This window comes from Jejudonia soesokkakensis, from assembly GCF_042664795.1.
Taxonomy (GTDB): Bacteria; Bacteroidota; Bacteroidia; order Flavobacteriales; family Flavobacteriaceae; genus Jejudonia; species Jejudonia soesokkakensis.
In genome coordinates this window covers 691,311-707,811 of the sequence record NZ_JBHTBN010000001.1, presented here as the reverse complement: position 1 = coordinate 707,811, position 16,501 = coordinate 691,311, and the positions used below count along the sequence as shown (strand labels likewise).

General features: G+C 38.9%; 11 protein-coding genes. 1 reads left to right on the top strand and 10 read right to left on the bottom strand.

The features are described from left to right. Window positions 1-21: 21 nt before the first annotated feature. From ACFQO1_RS03205 to ACFQO1_RS03195, 3 genes are all read right to left on the bottom strand, one after another. Window positions 22-3,219, bottom strand: a complete 3,198-nt coding sequence (locus ACFQO1_RS03205) for an efflux RND transporter permease subunit (RefSeq protein WP_380216529.1) — start codon at window positions 3,217-3,219, stop codon at window positions 22-24. After that, window positions 3,216-4,370, bottom strand: coding sequence for an efflux RND transporter periplasmic adaptor subunit (locus ACFQO1_RS03200; RefSeq protein WP_380216528.1), 1,155 nt, complete (start codon window positions 4,368-4,370; stop codon window positions 3,216-3,218). Before ACFQO1_RS03200 ends, ACFQO1_RS03205 begins: the two co-directional genes overlap by 4 nt. A gap of 86 nt (window positions 4,371-4,456) precedes the next feature. Then, window positions 4,457-6,370 (bottom strand): ABC-F family ATP-binding cassette domain-containing protein, encoded by a 1,914-nt coding sequence (locus tag ACFQO1_RS03195; RefSeq protein ID WP_380216527.1) that lies wholly within the window; start codon window positions 6,368-6,370, stop codon window positions 4,457-4,459. A 90-nt stretch (window positions 6,371-6,460) separates the two neighbouring features. Here ACFQO1_RS03195 and ACFQO1_RS03190 point away from each other — a divergent pair, with 90 nt between their 5' ends. After that, window positions 6,461-6,832, top strand: coding sequence for a DUF983 domain-containing protein (locus tag ACFQO1_RS03190; RefSeq protein WP_380216526.1), 372 nt, complete (start codon window positions 6,461-6,463; stop codon window positions 6,830-6,832). On the opposite strand, the gene ACFQO1_RS03185 is transcribed toward ACFQO1_RS03190, so the two are convergent. The 7 genes from ACFQO1_RS03185 to topA form a co-directional block, all read right to left on the bottom strand. Then, window positions 6,829-7,872: an NAD(P)/FAD-dependent oxidoreductase gene (locus ACFQO1_RS03185; RefSeq protein WP_380216525.1), complete on the bottom strand. Its 1,044-nt coding sequence runs from the start codon at window positions 7,870-7,872 to the stop codon at window positions 6,829-6,831. The two genes, ACFQO1_RS03190 and ACFQO1_RS03185, sit on opposite strands and share 4 nt — an antisense overlap. Window positions 7,873-7,938: 66 nt before the next feature. Next, complete coding sequence (porN, locus tag ACFQO1_RS03180; RefSeq protein ID WP_380216524.1) at window positions 7,939-8,841, bottom strand: type IX secretion system ring subunit PorN/GldN; 903 nt, start codon at window positions 8,839-8,841, stop codon at window positions 7,939-7,941. An 18-nt stretch (window positions 8,842-8,859) separates the two neighbouring features. Further along, window positions 8,860-10,413 (bottom strand): type IX secretion system motor protein PorM/GldM, encoded by a 1,554-nt coding sequence (porM, locus tag ACFQO1_RS03175; RefSeq protein WP_380216523.1) that lies wholly within the window; start codon window positions 10,411-10,413, stop codon window positions 8,860-8,862. 43 nt (window positions 10,414-10,456) lie between these two features. Continuing rightward, window positions 10,457-11,101: a type IX secretion system motor protein PorL/GldL gene (gene porL, locus ACFQO1_RS03170; RefSeq protein ID WP_380216522.1), complete on the bottom strand. Its 645-nt coding sequence runs from the start codon at window positions 11,099-11,101 to the stop codon at window positions 10,457-10,459. Between the two features lie 70 nt (window positions 11,102-11,171). Beyond that, a complete protein-coding gene (gene porK, locus ACFQO1_RS03165) occupies window positions 11,172-12,545 on the bottom strand; it encodes a T9SS ring complex lipoprotein PorK/GldK (protein WP_380216521.1) in 1,374 nt (457 codons plus the stop codon). A 112-nt stretch (window positions 12,546-12,657) separates the two neighbouring features. Then, window positions 12,658-13,821: a formimidoylglutamase gene (locus ACFQO1_RS03160; RefSeq protein ID WP_380216520.1), complete on the bottom strand. Its 1,164-nt coding sequence runs from the start codon at window positions 13,819-13,821 to the stop codon at window positions 12,658-12,660. A gap of 58 nt (window positions 13,822-13,879) precedes the next feature. After that, complete coding sequence (gene topA, locus ACFQO1_RS03155) at window positions 13,880-16,396, bottom strand: type I DNA topoisomerase (protein ID WP_380216519.1); 2,517 nt, start codon at window positions 16,394-16,396, stop codon at window positions 13,880-13,882. Between the last annotated feature and the right edge of the window lie 105 nt (window positions 16,397-16,501).

The following is a 16,501-nucleotide window of genomic DNA, read 5'->3' as shown; positions in this document are numbered from 1 at the left end:
ATCAGGCTGATGATTATTAGTTTAATGCTCTTCATTTTCTACTTTTTCTTCTTTTATAGCGCGTTCTACTTCTTCCCTACTTACTTTATTTCCAGTAACTAGCCATTTTGAATTCGTTTTTACCGTATTTGTAAAGGACAATAACAGTGGCAAAATCACAAGAGTCAATACCGTCGCAATACCTATTCCGTAGGCAATAGAGATCGCCATAGGCTTTAAAAACTGGGCTTGTCTGCTCTTTTCTAATAACAAAGGTGCAATTCCCGCAATGGTCGTTATAGAGGTTAGAAAAATAGCTCTAAATCGCGCTCTTCCTGCTTCGTATAATGCTTCATCAAATTTCATCCCTTCTCTCAAGAAAGAATTGAATTTCCCAATAAGTACCAATCCGTCGTTGACCATAATTCCAATCAATGCAATAATTCCTAAGGCAGACAGGATGTTGATAGGAAAGTCATGAAACCAGTGTCCCCATCCTACGGCGATAAAGCTAAAAGGGATCATGATTAATAATAATAACGGCTGACTATAACTTCGGAAAGTAAAAGCGATTACAATATATATTAGAAAAATAATAATAGGCACCACTGTCTTTGCAGAATCTGTCAATTTTTTTGCCTCTCTGTTTTGCCCTTCATACAAAGCACTTACCGAAGGATATTTGGATAATATATCGGGCATCACATTTTCACGAATGTCGTCCAGTATTTCTGTCGGGCTGCCTTTTGGGTCTTCCATATCTGCACTTACCTGTATTTCTCGTTGTCCATTTAAATGGCTAATGGACTCGTCCCCTCTTCTAATTTCATAACTCGCAATCTCACTAAACGGAACCCGCACACCACTAGGGGTGATAATGCGCATATCATCCAGATCGTTGATCGATTCGCGATTTTCTTTATCGTATCGAACCCATACGCGTATTTCATCCTGTCCTCTTTGAAAACGTTGTGCCTGTAATCCAAAAAATCCTGCTCGTATCTGGCTCATCACTTCCCGAAGATTGAGCCCCAACGCATACGCAGTTTCATTGAGTACTACATTGATCTCTTTAATTCCTTCAGGATCTGTATCGGTGACATCTGCCAGCAACGGATTGTCTTCTAATGCTTGTCTTAATTCATTTTTTGCCGCTTTCAATTCGTCGGTAGTATTTCCTAATAACGAAATAGACACCGGACTTCCTCCAAAGTTTCCGCCAGAACCAAAGGTAAGACGCTCGGTTCCAAAGATGGGCCCCACTTCTTTTCGTATCGACGCGGTAATGTCTGGAGAAGAAAAATCCCGTTCCTCCCCAGGTAATAAATTGACTTGCAAAGAAGCTTTATTGTTTCCAGGCCCTACCCGTTTGATGATATTTTCTACTACTTGTTTGTTTCCCGTTTGCCTTGAAGTATAGTCCTCGTTAACACGCCATGCGGCATCTTCTACCAATGTAATAATCGAATCGGTTAGCTTGGGATTGGTTCCTTCTGGCATTAGCAAGTTGATACTTACCCTATCACTGGCAATACTAGGAAAAAATGCAGTGCCTATAATACCGCCATTTAAACTCCCTATGGTCAAAATCATTAAAGCAGCGAGAATTGAAAAGGTGATAAATCGTTGTTTCAATGCAAATTTGAGTACCGGACTGTATAAATTGTCCCGACAATAGCCCATAAACCGATCTCCATATTCGTTAAAGACACGCAATTTTGAAAAGATTTTAGCAATTCCCTTTTTATTTTTACGCTCTTCTTCAGTTTCTGAAACTAATGCTTTAGAATGAGCTATGTGCGCAGGAAGAATGATGAGCGCTTCCACCAGTGAAACCACTAACGTTAAAATTACTATGACCGAAACTTCCCCAAAGAAGTTACCTATCCTTCCGTCGAGAAAAAGAAAGGTAGCAAAAGCCAAAACGGTAGTCGTGATCGCAGCCACAATGGGAGGCAACACTTCCATAGTACCATCAATTGCAGCCTGTATTCTTGGCTTTCCCTTTTCGTAATGCTGATAGATATTTTCAGAAATAACGATACCGTCATCCACCAGTATTCCAATCACAATAATCATCCCGAACAAAGACAATACATTGATGGTCACCCCAAAAAGATCAGCAAAAATAAACATCCCTAAAAAGGAGATTGGAAGCCCAAAAGCCACCCAGAACGCAAGCCTCGTATTCAGAAAGAAGGATAAAAACAAAAGCACCAAAAGAATTCCTACAGCACCATTTTCTAACAGTAAAGCAGTTCGCTGTTCAAGTCGGATGGAGGAATCACTAACCACATCGATTGTAACACCCGTATACTTTTCATTGAATTCTTCAATATAGGCATTCACTTGATCTGCAGCAGAAATAAGGTCTTCACTATTGGTATTCGTAATTTCAATATTCACGGCGACATTGCCATTAAAATAAGAAGCATTGGGAGTCTCAGAAAAGCGATCTCTCACGGTGGCAACATCCTTTAAAAGCACTAATGTTCCATCCTGTTGAGAGCGCACCACTAAATTATTGAGTTCGTCTCCATAATAGGATCGGTTACTGGCTCTAATTAAGTAATCTTCTGCATCTGTTTTAATATTTCCTCCAGTTGTAAGAATATTGGCCTGAGCTACTGCATTGGCAACTTCGGTAAATGTCAGATTATAGGCTAAGAGGTCATTTTCACGTATAGCAATTTCTATTTCTTCTTCGGGATAGCCTGAAACAGTAATTTGAGAGATGCCTTCCATCGCCCGAAGATCATTTTCTACTTGACGACCAATCTGTTTTAACGCCGTTAACTCAATGTTATCGCCACTAATGGCAAAATCGATGGTTTGCCGTATCTGTTCTTGCTTAGCAACTACCAATGGCTCCATCCCCGTAGGAAAATTAGGCACGCGATCTACTGCATTTTTGACTTCAGCCAGCATATCATTGATGTCCTCATCACTTTCAATTTCAACCGTAATGCTTCCCCCGCTTTCTCTAGAAACCGAGGTAACCCGTTCAACTCCAATAAGCCCTTTTAAATTATCTTCTATTTTTAAAATGACTCCTTCTTCAATTTCTTGAGGAGCTGCTCCTGGATAGGCTACCGAAATTGTTATAATTTCTGCCTCTTGTAACGGAAAGAAGGAAGATTTTAACTGAAAAATACCAATAACACCAAAAATGATAAACGCCAGTATAAGCACATTGGTAGCGACATGGTATTTTATAAAATAACTGATGAGTTTTTTCATTCCTGACTGCCTTTAGCTGATGAATTTCCGTCAACCTTCTCCTCCTCATTACCCACTTTTACTAGCATGCCAGTGTATCCACCCGTGATGGGCCTGGATAAGATTAAAGTCCCGTCTGGCACCCCCTTTACAACAACACTATCTGTAGAAAAATAAACAGGATTCACCTTCATAACATCCAAGACACTATCTTTTAAAATAAATAATTGATCTTGGTCTACCAGTAATTTTCTAGGAATATTGATGGCATTCGTTTCTTCACTGGCCTCAAGTTGCGCCTCCAAAAACATCCCCTCTTTCAAATCTTCTCCTTCAACCTGTACAAAAACTTTTATGGTTTGAGTTGCCTGATCAATTCTTCCATTGACACGTACCACCTTCCCCATATATTCTTTATTGGTATCGACGGTTTTCAGCAAAACAGACTCGCCAATCGCTAGTAGGTCACTAAATTTTTTACCAATAGAAAGTTCCAATTCAAAAACCGAGGTATCTATAAACTCCCCTAATTTTTGACCCGACCGAATTAAAGTTCCTTTGGTTACCAATGCTTCAGTAACTATTCCAGAAAAAGGAGCTCTAATAGAATATTTTCCTAATCGTTGTTCCAGATTTTTTACATTGTAATAGGCGGCATTGACTCCCCTTCCAGTAATAAAATACCCAACCTTTTCTGAAGTTGTTTCAGGCAGGCTTGGCACAGCCCCATTCATATCAAAATTATTGAGATAATTATTCCATTTTGGAAATGCTTCGGGGTAATCCAAACGAAGATCGGGCATTAAAGAAGTAACCAAATTATAAAACTCACTTTTCGCAGCCTGCACAGAGGCATAATATTCCGAAGAATCCAGTCTAAGTAAGGTTTCACCTTTTCGATATGCTTGACCAGGCTTAAAATCGTGAGCACTGCTTCGAAATACTCCTTGTACTTCACTGTACAATTCTAGTCTGTTTTTTGCCACAAGATTCCCATTGGCAGGAATTACAATTGGAATGGTCCTATTAGCCACTTCCTCTACAAATACAGTTTTTACAACTTTTTCTGCTTTTGGTTTTTCCTTGGTGTTGGCTTTTATAATAAAATGGGCAGCTACTATAGCACCTACGATGATAAGCACACCTATAGCAAAGAGTATAATTTTACGCACAGTCGATTGGTTTCCAGATTAGACTTTCAAAAATAGCGATGGTCTAATGAGGTTGCGTTAAAACTATCCTAAAATCGAGGGGATCCTTATAATTTTTCTAGCCGAAGTGTTACCGTTTCCCAATCTTCCATCAATTTGGCGAGCTTGTCTTTTTTTGCCTGATAGGTATCAAAAAAGTTAGGAGTTGCGATGGTCTCATCATAATTGATCGCGAGCTCTACATCAATCTCTTTTAGTTCGCGTTCCAACTTATTAATATTCGCTTCAATTTTACTCAACTTGTTGGTGAGGGATTTTTGTTTTTTCTGATTTTCGTACGATTGTTTGCCGCCGCTTGTCTTTTCTTTTGCTTCGGAAGCCACTACGGTTCTTTTTTCGGCCTCTCTTAAATTCTGAAGATTCCGCTGTTCTAAAAAATAATCGATATCGCCCAAATACTCCTTGATTTTTCGGTCTTTAAATTCATACACCTTATTACTCAGCCCTTGTAGAAAATCCCTGTCGTGTGAAACCAGCAAAAGCGTACCATCAAAATTCTTTAAAGCGTCTTTTAATACGTTTTTAGACTTAATGTCAAGGTGATTAGTTGGCTCATCCATCACCAATACATTGAAGGGTTGTAACAAAAGTTTTGCTAGTGCTAATCTATTGCGCTCTCCTCCAGAAAGTACCCGCACATATTTATCTACCTCCTCGCCTCTAAACAAAAACGACCCCAAGATATCTCGTACTCTCGGCCGAGATTTATGGTCTGCCGCATCGATCATGGTTTCCTCCACAGTTTTAGAACCATCGAGATAATCGGCTTGATTCTGAGCAAAATATCCTATTTGAACATTATGGCCCAGTTCCATTTTACCTTCATAGTCAATATCCCCCACGATGATCTTAGCCAAGGTTGATTTTCCCTGACCATTCTGACCTACAAATGCAATTTTGCTATCACGATCTACCCTAAGATCAACCTTGCTTAGCACTTTTTTATCATCATAGCTTTTCGAAACACCTTCGGCTTCAATGACGACCTTTCCTGGCGTGATAGAAACAGGAAACCGAAGCGTCATCACGCTGTTATCATCTTCATCCACCTCAATACGATCGATCTTGTCCAGTTTTTTAATAAGGGATTGCGCCATGGTCGCCTTACTGGCTTTGGCTCTAAATTTTTCGATTAATTTTTCGGTCTGATCGATCTGCTTTTGCTGATTCTTTTGCGAAGCCAATTGCTGCTCTCTCAGTTCTTGTCGTTGCACTAGATATTTACTGTAGGGTTTGTTGTAGTCATAAATCTTTCCGAGGGAAATCTCAATGGTACGATTAGTTACATGATCTAAAAACATTTTATCGTGTGATACCACTACGACGGCTCCAGGGTAATTCTGTAAAAACTCTTCTAACCACAATATCGATTCAATATCTAAGTGATTGGTAGGCTCATCCAGTAAAAGAATATCATTATTTTGAAGTAATAACTTTGCCAACTCGATTCGCATACGCCACCCTCCCGAAAACGTGTCGGTAGGCATATCAAAATCTTTACGTTCAAACCCTAACCCTTGTAAAATCCGTTCGGTCTCTCCTTGGTAGTTATACCCCCCATGAATTTCGTATTGATGTTGCACATCATTGAGGTCTATCATGAGCTGGTTATACCCCTCACTTTCATAATCGGTGCGCTCTGCAAGTGCCGTGTTAATATCTGCCAGTTGCTTTTCGAGCTTTTTAATCAAAGTAAAAGCCTCATAGGATTCTTCTAGTACCGTTCTTCCCTTTACAAAATCGATATCCTGTTTTAAAAAACCTATGGATATTTCTTTATCGGTAGCAATTTGCCCTTCGTCATATTCCTGCTCACCAGCAATGATCTTAAGCAGCGTAGACTTCCCTGCTCCATTTTTACCTACTAACCCTACACGAGTCCCAGCGCCTAGCTGAAAGGTGATCTTTTCAAACAAATAATCTCCTTGGAAAGAGACCGATAAATTATGGATATTAAGCATACGATAATTCTATAGGGTCTTGTATAAATTTGGTGCAAATATGAGTATTTTTGAGGTGTTATAAAAGCTTCTTGCCAAAAGGTATTCAAAATGAAAGGAACAAAATTATACAGTATTTTTACCAGTACTTGCCCTGTTTGCCAGACAGGTAAAATGTATAAAAATTCCAATCCGTATGTAATTTCTGAAACCTTACAAATGCCAGAACGCTGCTCGAATTGCAATACCAAATTCAAAATTGAACCGTCATTCTTTTACGGTGCTATGTATGTAAGTTATGGAGTAGGCATCGCCTTTGCCGTAGCTGCTTTCGTAATCACCTATTTTATTTTAAAACTGGATAAAATGGGAATTTTTCTTGCCATTGTAGGAACCCTAATCTTAGCGCTACCTATTATCTTAAGACTTTCCAGAAATATTTGGATCAACTTGTTTTTCAAGTTTGATAAATCAAAAGTCTAGCAAAATCGGCTAATAGCTACTTCTTCTGGCAACGGTATAGTATGCTCTGAAAAATCTAGCAATTTTTTTGAAAGCCACGGTGCTCCCATAATTCCGCGAGTTCCCAGTCCGCTAAAGAAATAGATGTTTTTATGAGCTGCAAGACTTCCCAACAACGGTCTGCGATCCTTGGTGGTAGGACGTACACCCGCTATATGACCTACGATCTCATACTCACAAGAGATCATTTTTTCCAATTGTATGATGATTTGCTGTTTTTTTACTTCGGAAGGATGGGTGTCAAATTCATCTCTTGCATAGGTAGCTCCTACTTTGTAAGTATCATTTCCTAGCGGAATAAGATGCATACCGCCTTTTAGGATAGCATCAGATTGTAACTGAGGCGCGTAAATGAGTACGTATTCTCCTTTATTTGGAATGACAAAATCGTTTCTGAAATAGGGATTGTGAATCACTGAAGCGCCTTCGGAAAAGACTATTTTTTTTGCTAGAATATTTTTATACTGAAAGCCTTCAGTGGTACTTTTCAAAGCTTCGTACTCAAAAGTTTCAGCTTGCAACAGCCCCTCTTTTGCCAGATACTTTCGGTAGGCATTGATTAGCAATGATGTATTGATTTTAAAGGCATTGTGAACCTTTCCGAAGCCAAAAGGAGCGTTGATCGCGGTATTTGTGTTTTTAGAAATTTCAGAAGCAAGGAAGGAAGACAACTCCTTTTTATCACTTGCGACCATCCAATCGTTCTGTTCTTCTATGCTTTTAAAAATGCGATGGATAGCTGTAGCTTCCAGCAATGGAATGGTAAGAGTTTCCGAAAGGGACTTATAAAATGCGATAGCTGCGTCCAGCTGTTCTTGTGCCCTCCAGGTCGCTGTAAAGCGTTTTAAGACCACAGGGTTAAGGACGCCACCAGAAATTAGGGTTGAGTGGTTAACTCCTGGATCGTAGACTACAAATGCTTTATTTGCAGCGAACAAGCGCTCACAGAAACTAATTCCTGCGATTCCTAATCCGACAACGATATACTCTACTTGTTGCATGGTTCAAAAGTAAAAAACCCCGAAACAAAAGTTTCAGGGTTTAGCAATTATATTATGGTATGAACATTAATAGTTCCAAAGATCGATTTCAATATTACGAACTTGCTCTCTAATACGTTGAGATTCTAAGAGCATCATGAGGGCATTATCGTTAATATACTCCCCCACTTCTCTGTCACCCTGTACATTGTCTTCTTTATAAACAATAGCATCAAAGCGTCTTGAGTTTAACAAATGATCGTAAGAAATAGGCTGAGAGGTATTCTCTCTGTTAAATGCTTTTGCATTGTGCAATACCTTTCGGGTGGCTGGAAACCAAATCCAAAATAATTCAACCTTACTATCCATGTTTTCATCTGGAAACGCTTTAGAACGAGCTTCACTTGCAACAGGACAGATCCCTAACAACCGATACTTTAATTCTCCTTGACGCTTGTCGATATACCAGATTCCACGAATTCTCCACTCTTCGATATCACCAGCATCCAGATTAAACTCTCTAATGTATTGTGGATCTACATAACCCTGAGCATTAAATTGATCAATCCCTATATCTGTTGTATCTCTATAGGTTAATGAAGCTCTAATATCACTTAATTCTCTTTTATTTGCAAAATATGAATCTGCATAGATCTGGTCTATATTTCCATTTTTGATGTTCTTTATTAATACATCATATAAAGATCTTCTTTCTTCACCAATATTAAAGGTGTCAATAGGATAGTACAATGGAAAGTTTACACGCTCATCAAGATCGATGATTTCCCAAACGGTCTTAGACCAAAGGACATCACGCTCATCTGTATATCCATATGGCAAAGGCTCGTCATTGTCGGCAGCGATCTGTGCTTCCGTCTTTTTACCAATCTCGTCTGGTGTTTTTGCGTTTAAAACATTTAATTGCGCTTGGGCGCTTAATGCTCCAACAACTACAAATACAACCGTTAAAACAACATTTTTAAAATTCATATTTTATAAATTAATTTTCTAGTTTGACAACTCAATAAATACAGGAGCTGTTTTACGTAGTTTCACATTACTACCCGTAATGCTAGTGTTAATGTCAAAAATTGACACAACATCACCACGCTTGGCACTACGTAACGCATTTTTTGCTTGTGCATTAAGTGTGGTACCAGAAACGACTACTGTGGGTTGGTTAGGCACTTTAAAACTAAATCCTGTAACACGTAATCCCAGGTCAAAATCAAAATCTTCTAAAACGGCTCCAACACTTGAAATTTCAAGACCGTTACGTTGCATTGGGACTCTTCCAGATTCCCCTCTAATGGTTCCAGCAGGTGCCGGAATACCTTTGATACGGAACTCAGAACTAGAACTCACACGTTGGCCATCTGGCAAAGTACCACTTGCTGTGATATTAACCGTGTTTCCAGTTTGTGGACGCATTACATATTTACTACCTGATACTTTACTTAATCCAGCACCTGAAGCAGATACTTTGTTATCTGGTATTCCAGGAATAGAAACCGTCATAGGATTGTCTACCCCACGGTATACTACATTCATCTTATCTGCTGCAATGACTGCTGCATTGGGTTTAGAAATAGTAGCAAAGGCTAAGTTGACAGGAATTTCTGTTCGCTCACCGTTCTCAAGGAAAATTAAGTTCCCCTCAATTTTATGATCTCCAGGTGCTCCCGCTCCAATATTTAATTTTACTTTACCACTTTCAATAGTGTATTGACTTTCAGTCAGTTTACGACCGTCAAGTGTTAATTCAACTTCATTTGGTTTGGTATTAGGATCTTTACGTCCCAATACAATAGCGCCATCAAATTGCTCTCCAGAATAGTATGCCGATTTAGACTGCTCCAATAATGTATTATACTGAGTAAATGAAAGTGCTGAAGCCTGTTGCCCCGCTAACATTTTTTGTAATAATTCATTTTTGGTCGTTTTAATATCAGCTTGCATTTGCGTCAACTTAGTAACCGATGCAATTGCCGGAAACCCTTCATAGTTATACGATAACCATGTTTTCTTAACACCTTCGCTATCTTCCACTTCGCCAGTTGCAAAATTTGATTCAATAGACGATCGAATGTCCGGATAGGTATCTGCTGGTAATATGTTTAACATTTCTGTACGATAGGCATCTACTTTATCGATGAACGCTTGCCCTTCTGGAGAAATTTTCCCTCCTTTAAACCACTTTTGATTTAAGTAGTCTGCTTTGTCCATGACTTCGTATTCTGTTTTGTCTTCATATTCTGCAAGAATACCTGCTTTTACTTCAGCAATATAATTATCTAATTCTTCAGAAACTACAGAAACACTCTGCGCCTTTTCAGCAACTGCCGCGTACTGTTCTGGTTGTTCAGCAGCTTTTGTTGCTAACCCATCCATAAACGCTACGTTTCTTTGCTCGGTAGCTGTATTTGCCGAACTTATTTTACTATTTAATAATCCAAAAGCCGATAGGACTTCTTTGGACATATTTAATGCTAGCATTGCAATGAAAACCAAGTACATTAGGTTAATCATTTTCTGTCTAGCCGATAGTTTTCCTCCTGCCATTTTTAAGTTTTTTTAGTGGTTAAAATTTGGTTGAAAAACAATCTTAATTTCTATTCATTGCAGATAACATTCCGCCGTACACCCCATTAAGTGATGAAAGGTTCGTAGTTAAGTGTTCCATCTGTGCTTTTAATTGCTCAGCATTTTCTGCTACTCTTTCGTTTACTTCAGTTTGACGGCTTGTGTTTTCTACCTGTACTTTATACAAGCTATTTAATGATTCCATTTGCGCGGCAGCTAATGCCATTTCTTCACTGTATTTCTTAGTTGAGTTCATAGCGTCGGCAGTAGGAGCCATTCCTTTCGCAGCACCTTCAAAAGAACGGATGCTAGTACTAAGGCTATTCATTAACTCACTATCAATACGTGCATCTTTTAGCATTGCATCTAATTTCTTAGATAAAAGACCTTCTGCGTCTTGAGGGGCTTCTTTTTTACCTTTTGTTACGCCTCCAGCTAATTCAGGATATACCAATGCCCAGTCTAAATCTTCTTCTACAGGTTCGAATGCAGAAATCGCAAAAATAATTGCTTCAGTAACAAGACCAACTGTTAATAGGGTGTTTCCATCAAATGGAAAACCGAAGTCCCAGTGAAGAATTTTAAATAAAGCTCCAATAATTACGATGGATGCTCCAAGCCCGTAGGCCATGTTAAATAATTTCTTGGTTGATTTTGATTGTGCCATAATACAATAGTTTAAATTTAGTTTAGTTCAATTTTAATTTAGGTTATTTTAAATATGTTGAAGGAATCGATTAACGTGCGTCACCAAACTTATCGTTTAGCACTACGTCTGTTCCCATATAGTCTTGTACTGTTCTAAAACCAATATAGCTTCTTGCAGAATCTGCATACTCATAGTCACGAGTACTTACCTGAAGAAAGTATGCTACATCTTTCCATGACCCTCCACGAACAACTTTACGGAAGTTATCATTGTCGTTTACATTAGGATTCATTGTTGAAGAATATTCATAAGAGTTTGGATCGTATGAGGAAGCCACCCACTCACTTACATTACCAGACATGTTATAAAGGTTATAATCATTGGGCTCATAAGCATCTGCTTCTACGGTATATAATGCCTGATCTGCTGCATAATCTCCACGCAAAGGCTTAAAGTTTGCTAAGAAACAACCACGGTCGTTTTTAGCGTAGTAATCACCCCAAGGATACGTTGCTCCTTCAAGACCACCTCTTGCGGCATATTCCCACTCTGCCTCCCCTGGAAGCCTGAATGAATTTACATGCTGACGTCTTCTTGATTTCTGATACGCATTTTTGTATAAGGTTCTCCATGCGCAAAATGCTTTTGCCTGCTCCCAGGTTACACCCACTACAGGATACTCTCCATACGCTTCGTGCCAGAAATAATCGTTGTGCATTGGCTCATTATACGAATAGTTAAAGTCCTTAATCCAAACGGTTGTATCTGGATATATTTTTACCTCTTCTTTTTTAATGAAATCTTTTCTACGCTTTGATTTGTCTCTAGCAGCTGCCTGAATGTCCATATAGGTATACTGAAATTTCAGTTTTTCAACATCGATGGTACGTTGTCCATTATAGGCTTCTTCAGCAGGGATATACATGGTATCCATTACTTCAGAGTAATATTCATCTGGATATTCTGAGGTGTCCCAAATAAGATCGATATCCCTGTTAATTTTTCTGCCGGCATAGAAGTCTTCTCCCATTCCGTAGTAGTTATCATAATTGTATTGCTCCCATGGAGTCATCTCTTCGCCTTCTTGATCTACAAAGGCAAAATCACCAATCCCTCCATCTCCGGGAGTGGCACCAACTTCGTCTGCAAGAATTGCTAATTTTAATCGGACAGTAGAGTCACGTACCCATTCAACGAACTGGCGGTACTCTGCATTGGTAATTTCGGTTTCGTCCATGTAGAATGAACGTACGGTCACCGTTTTAGTTGGGGCATCATTAACAGCCACAAAATCGTCATCGGCTTTACCCATAATAAAGGATCCGCCAGGTACTAAGGTCATTCCATAAGGTTTCTCAGGATACCATTTTTTACCTTTAGCGCCAACGAGCTCTCCTCTGTCTCCAGAGTTACAACTGAACAAAAAGGTAACGATCGCAGTTAATGCAATAAGCTTCTTCATAGGGATTTAGGTTAAATTCTAGAGATTTAAGGGCGTAAACCTATTTATATTTTCTTTAAAAAACAACTATTTTCTTTAAAAACCCTTAATTCTATTTTTCTTACTATTAGATTTATACTTCGTTCTTTCGGCGGGCTTTATACCACCTTTCAGGAATTTCCTGATGTGTTGCACTCAAATATTCGCCATAAGTGCAAGGTAATAACGTTCTACTTTTTAATTTATTATTAACACTTGAAATAAATGGTAATTCTATCCACCATCTTCCGGTGCTATTACTTTTCTTAAATATAAGGACCTCATCATCTACTGGTACCTTATACGTTGTAAACTTATGATCATTATCAAAATCTGCATCAGACACTCTAAAATTAACACCTTCTATAAAATACCAAAGTACTTGCGCTATTAACATTGCACCACTTTTGGTAGTATCGGCTTCATTTAATTCATAAACGCCAAAAGAGCTTACTTTAGTACTTATACCTGCATATCTTGCTACCGCACATATTTCTCTTCCATCAAAGCCATTTGGACTTTCGTTATTTTTATAACTTATTTCTGAACTTTTTATTGCCGTACTATCTAAAGCCACCGCATCTGCATCACGCAATATCGGTTCTATCGACGTTATATCTGCTGTAACTTCTCCCAGCCTATACGCATCAAAAAATAATTTATCCATCAATGCGATTTCTTGAGGGGCATTAAAAAAAGATTGGTATCCAAGCACACTGTAGTTAAATAAATTATAAGGTGTATCTACAATGATTTTACCAACATAGGATTTACTATGAACCGGTTTGTCTGCATCTCCTATATCAAAACGCGTATCTACATTGGCCAAATTGATCATTTTCTTTACTGAGTCGTAGGCACGATATTGCGAATACAATAAGTCCTGACTTCCACCTAATAGCAAAGGGATAATTTTTTTCTGAAGCAATGCTTCGGTCACAGTTCTTGTTGCGAAATAAGTGTCTTCAACAGACTCTCCTTTTTCTATATCCCCAAGGTCCACAATAGCATGAGACCAGTTTCCAGGATATAACGAATAAAAAGCTTTTCTGAAACTATCAAAGCCTACCTCAGCTCCCATGTAATTGATATCGTTTCGGTTTTCTTTTATTCCAAAGAGGGCAAACGTGACATCTTTTAAGTCGGGAAGATTCCCAGCTTCCTTATGACAAGCTATCTGCTTTCCCAACGTTCCCGCAGGAAGCACCTCTTTATGAGCTAGTACTGATTTTGATACCGGAGAAAGAAATTCGTTCAAGGTACTTTGTTAATTAGTTGTGTTATTATTACTAAAAGCTACGACTGCAAACTAATTGCTATTTTTTCTTTGCAGTTGCTTTTTTCTTTGTGGTTTTCTTTTTAGCTGAAGCCTTCTTTTTCTTAGGGGCCTTTTTAGCCAATATATCCTGCGCTTCTTCTAAAGTTATTTTATCTGCTTTGGTCGTTTTTGGAAGCTCTACTTTGGTTTTCCCCTTTATTAAATTAAAGCGTCCCCATCGTGCTTTTTCTAATCGGATGCCTTCCTCTGGCCATTCTTGAATAAGCTTATCGATTTCTTTTTGCTTTTTAGCTTCAATCAGTTCTTCAATATCTTCGTCACTCAAATTATCAAAATCGTACTTCTTGTTTACATTGATGAACATATCGTTCCACTTGATAAAAGGACCAAATCTCCCTTTCCCTTTTTGAACAGGTAAATCTTCATAGTGATAGATAGGTGCGTCTGCTTTTTTCTTCTCTTCGATCAACTCCTTCGCAAATGCCATATCCACATCCAAGGGATCCATTCCCTTCGGAATTGAGATAAATGTTTTTCCTAATCGAACATACGGACCATATCGGCCATTGTTCACCTCTACTTCTTCGCCGTCATAGACGCCTAATGTCTTCGGAAGCTTAAACAGGTCCATCACTTCTTCGAAGGTCACTAAGTGTAATTGCTGGTCTGGACGTAAGCTCGCAAATTTCTTTTCCTCATCATCTGGAGCTCCTATCTGAGCCATGGGACCAAATTTTCCTAACCGAACCAATACAGGTCTTCCTGTTTCAGGATCATCTCCCAGAATACGCTCGCCGCTTTCCCGATCTGCATTTTCTTGTACATCTTCTACATTAGGATGGAATTTTGCATAAAAATCCTTCATCATCTTTTTCCATTCCTCTTTTCCTTCGGCGATATCGTCAAAATCCTCTTCTACTTTTGCAGTAAAGTTAAAATCAAGAATCGACGAAAAATGTTCTACCAAAAAGTCGTTTACAATAAGACCTATATCTGTAGGGACTAATTTTCCTTTGTCGGATCCAACAGTTTCGGTAAGTTTTTTATCTTTCAAGGAATCGTTTTCCAGGGTTAACTGAAGATAGTTTCGCTCCACGCCTTCTATAGTTCCCTTTTCAACATAATTGCGACTTATAATAGTAGAAATGGTGGGTGCATAGGTGGACGGACGTCCAATGCCAAGTTCTTCCAATTGTTTCACCAAAGAAGCTTCCGTAAATCGATAGGGCGGTCTTGTAAAGCGTTCGGTTGCCGTGATGTATTCGTTGTCAAGTTTGTCTCCTTTTGATAAGTTGGGCAACATTCCGTCCTGTTCTTCCTCTTCAAAATCTGTGCCTTCAAGATATACTTTTAAAAAACCGTCAAACTTGATCATTTCACCGTTTGCAGTAAATGTTTCTGCTACTTTTTCCGAAGCATGTATCCCAATTTTTACATTGGTGCGCTCCAGTTGTGCATCACTCATTTGAGATGCCAGCGTACGTTTCCAGATTAAATCGTATAATCGTTCCTGATCTCTGTCTCCAGAAATTCCGTGTTTGGACATATCGGTAGGGCGAATGGCCTCGTGTGCTTCTTGAGCTCCTTTAGATTTTCCTTTATAGTTTCTTGGCTTACTGTAGTTGCTTCCGTACGAAGTTTCAATTTCCTTTTGTGCAGCTGCTTTGGCATCGTTCGAGAGATTGACGCTATCGGTTCTCATATAGGTAATCAAACCAGCTTCGTACAAACGTTGCGCAATGGTCATGGTTTTTCCTACTGAAAAATACAACTTCCTTGCTGCTTCCTGTTGTAAAGTAGAGGTTGTAAACGGAGCTGCAGGTGATTTCTTTGCAGGTTTTTTGGTAAGATCTGCTACATCATAGGTTGCTTTTATATTTTTTTGAAGAAATGCCCGCGCCTCTGCTTCAGTTTCAAAGTTCTTAGGCAATTTTGCCTTAAACTTACTGCCATCGGTCGTTGTAAATTCTGCATCCACTCTGTAGGAAGCAACAGGTGTAAATCCTTCGATCTCACGTTCACGTTCTACAATTAAACGCACTGCAACACTTTGTACACGTCCAGCAGAGAGTCCGCCTTTCACTTTCCTCCATAATACTGGAGACAATTCGTATCCAACTAATCTATCCAGCACGCGCCTTGCTTGCTGAGCATTTACTAGATCGTAATTTATTTTTCTAGGGTTCTCAATAGCTTTTAAGATAGCCGACTTTGTAATTTCATGAAAGACAATTCGTTTTGTGTTTTCATCTTTTAGGTCTAATTCTTCGGCTAAGTGCCATGCAATAGCTTCTCCCTCGCGATCCTCATCACTTGCTAACCAAACCATCTCTGCTTTTTTTGCTTGCTTCTTGAGATCATTTACAAGAGCCTTTTTATCACTTGATACAATATATTTAGGAGTAAAGTCACCCTCTACATCAACACCCAACTCTTTGGAAGGAAGGTCTGCAATATGACCAAAACTTGAAGCTACCTTAAAATCTTTTCCAAGAAATTTCTCTATAGTTTTTGCCTTTGCCGGGGACTCTACGATCACTAAATTCTTTGCCATATCTACCAGTTTATTTTTTAATTCCCGAGAAGAGGGGAACCAAATATTGGGCTACAAAAGTATGCGAAATTTTTAAACCGAAAATAGTCCGCCCTAAATTTAGCC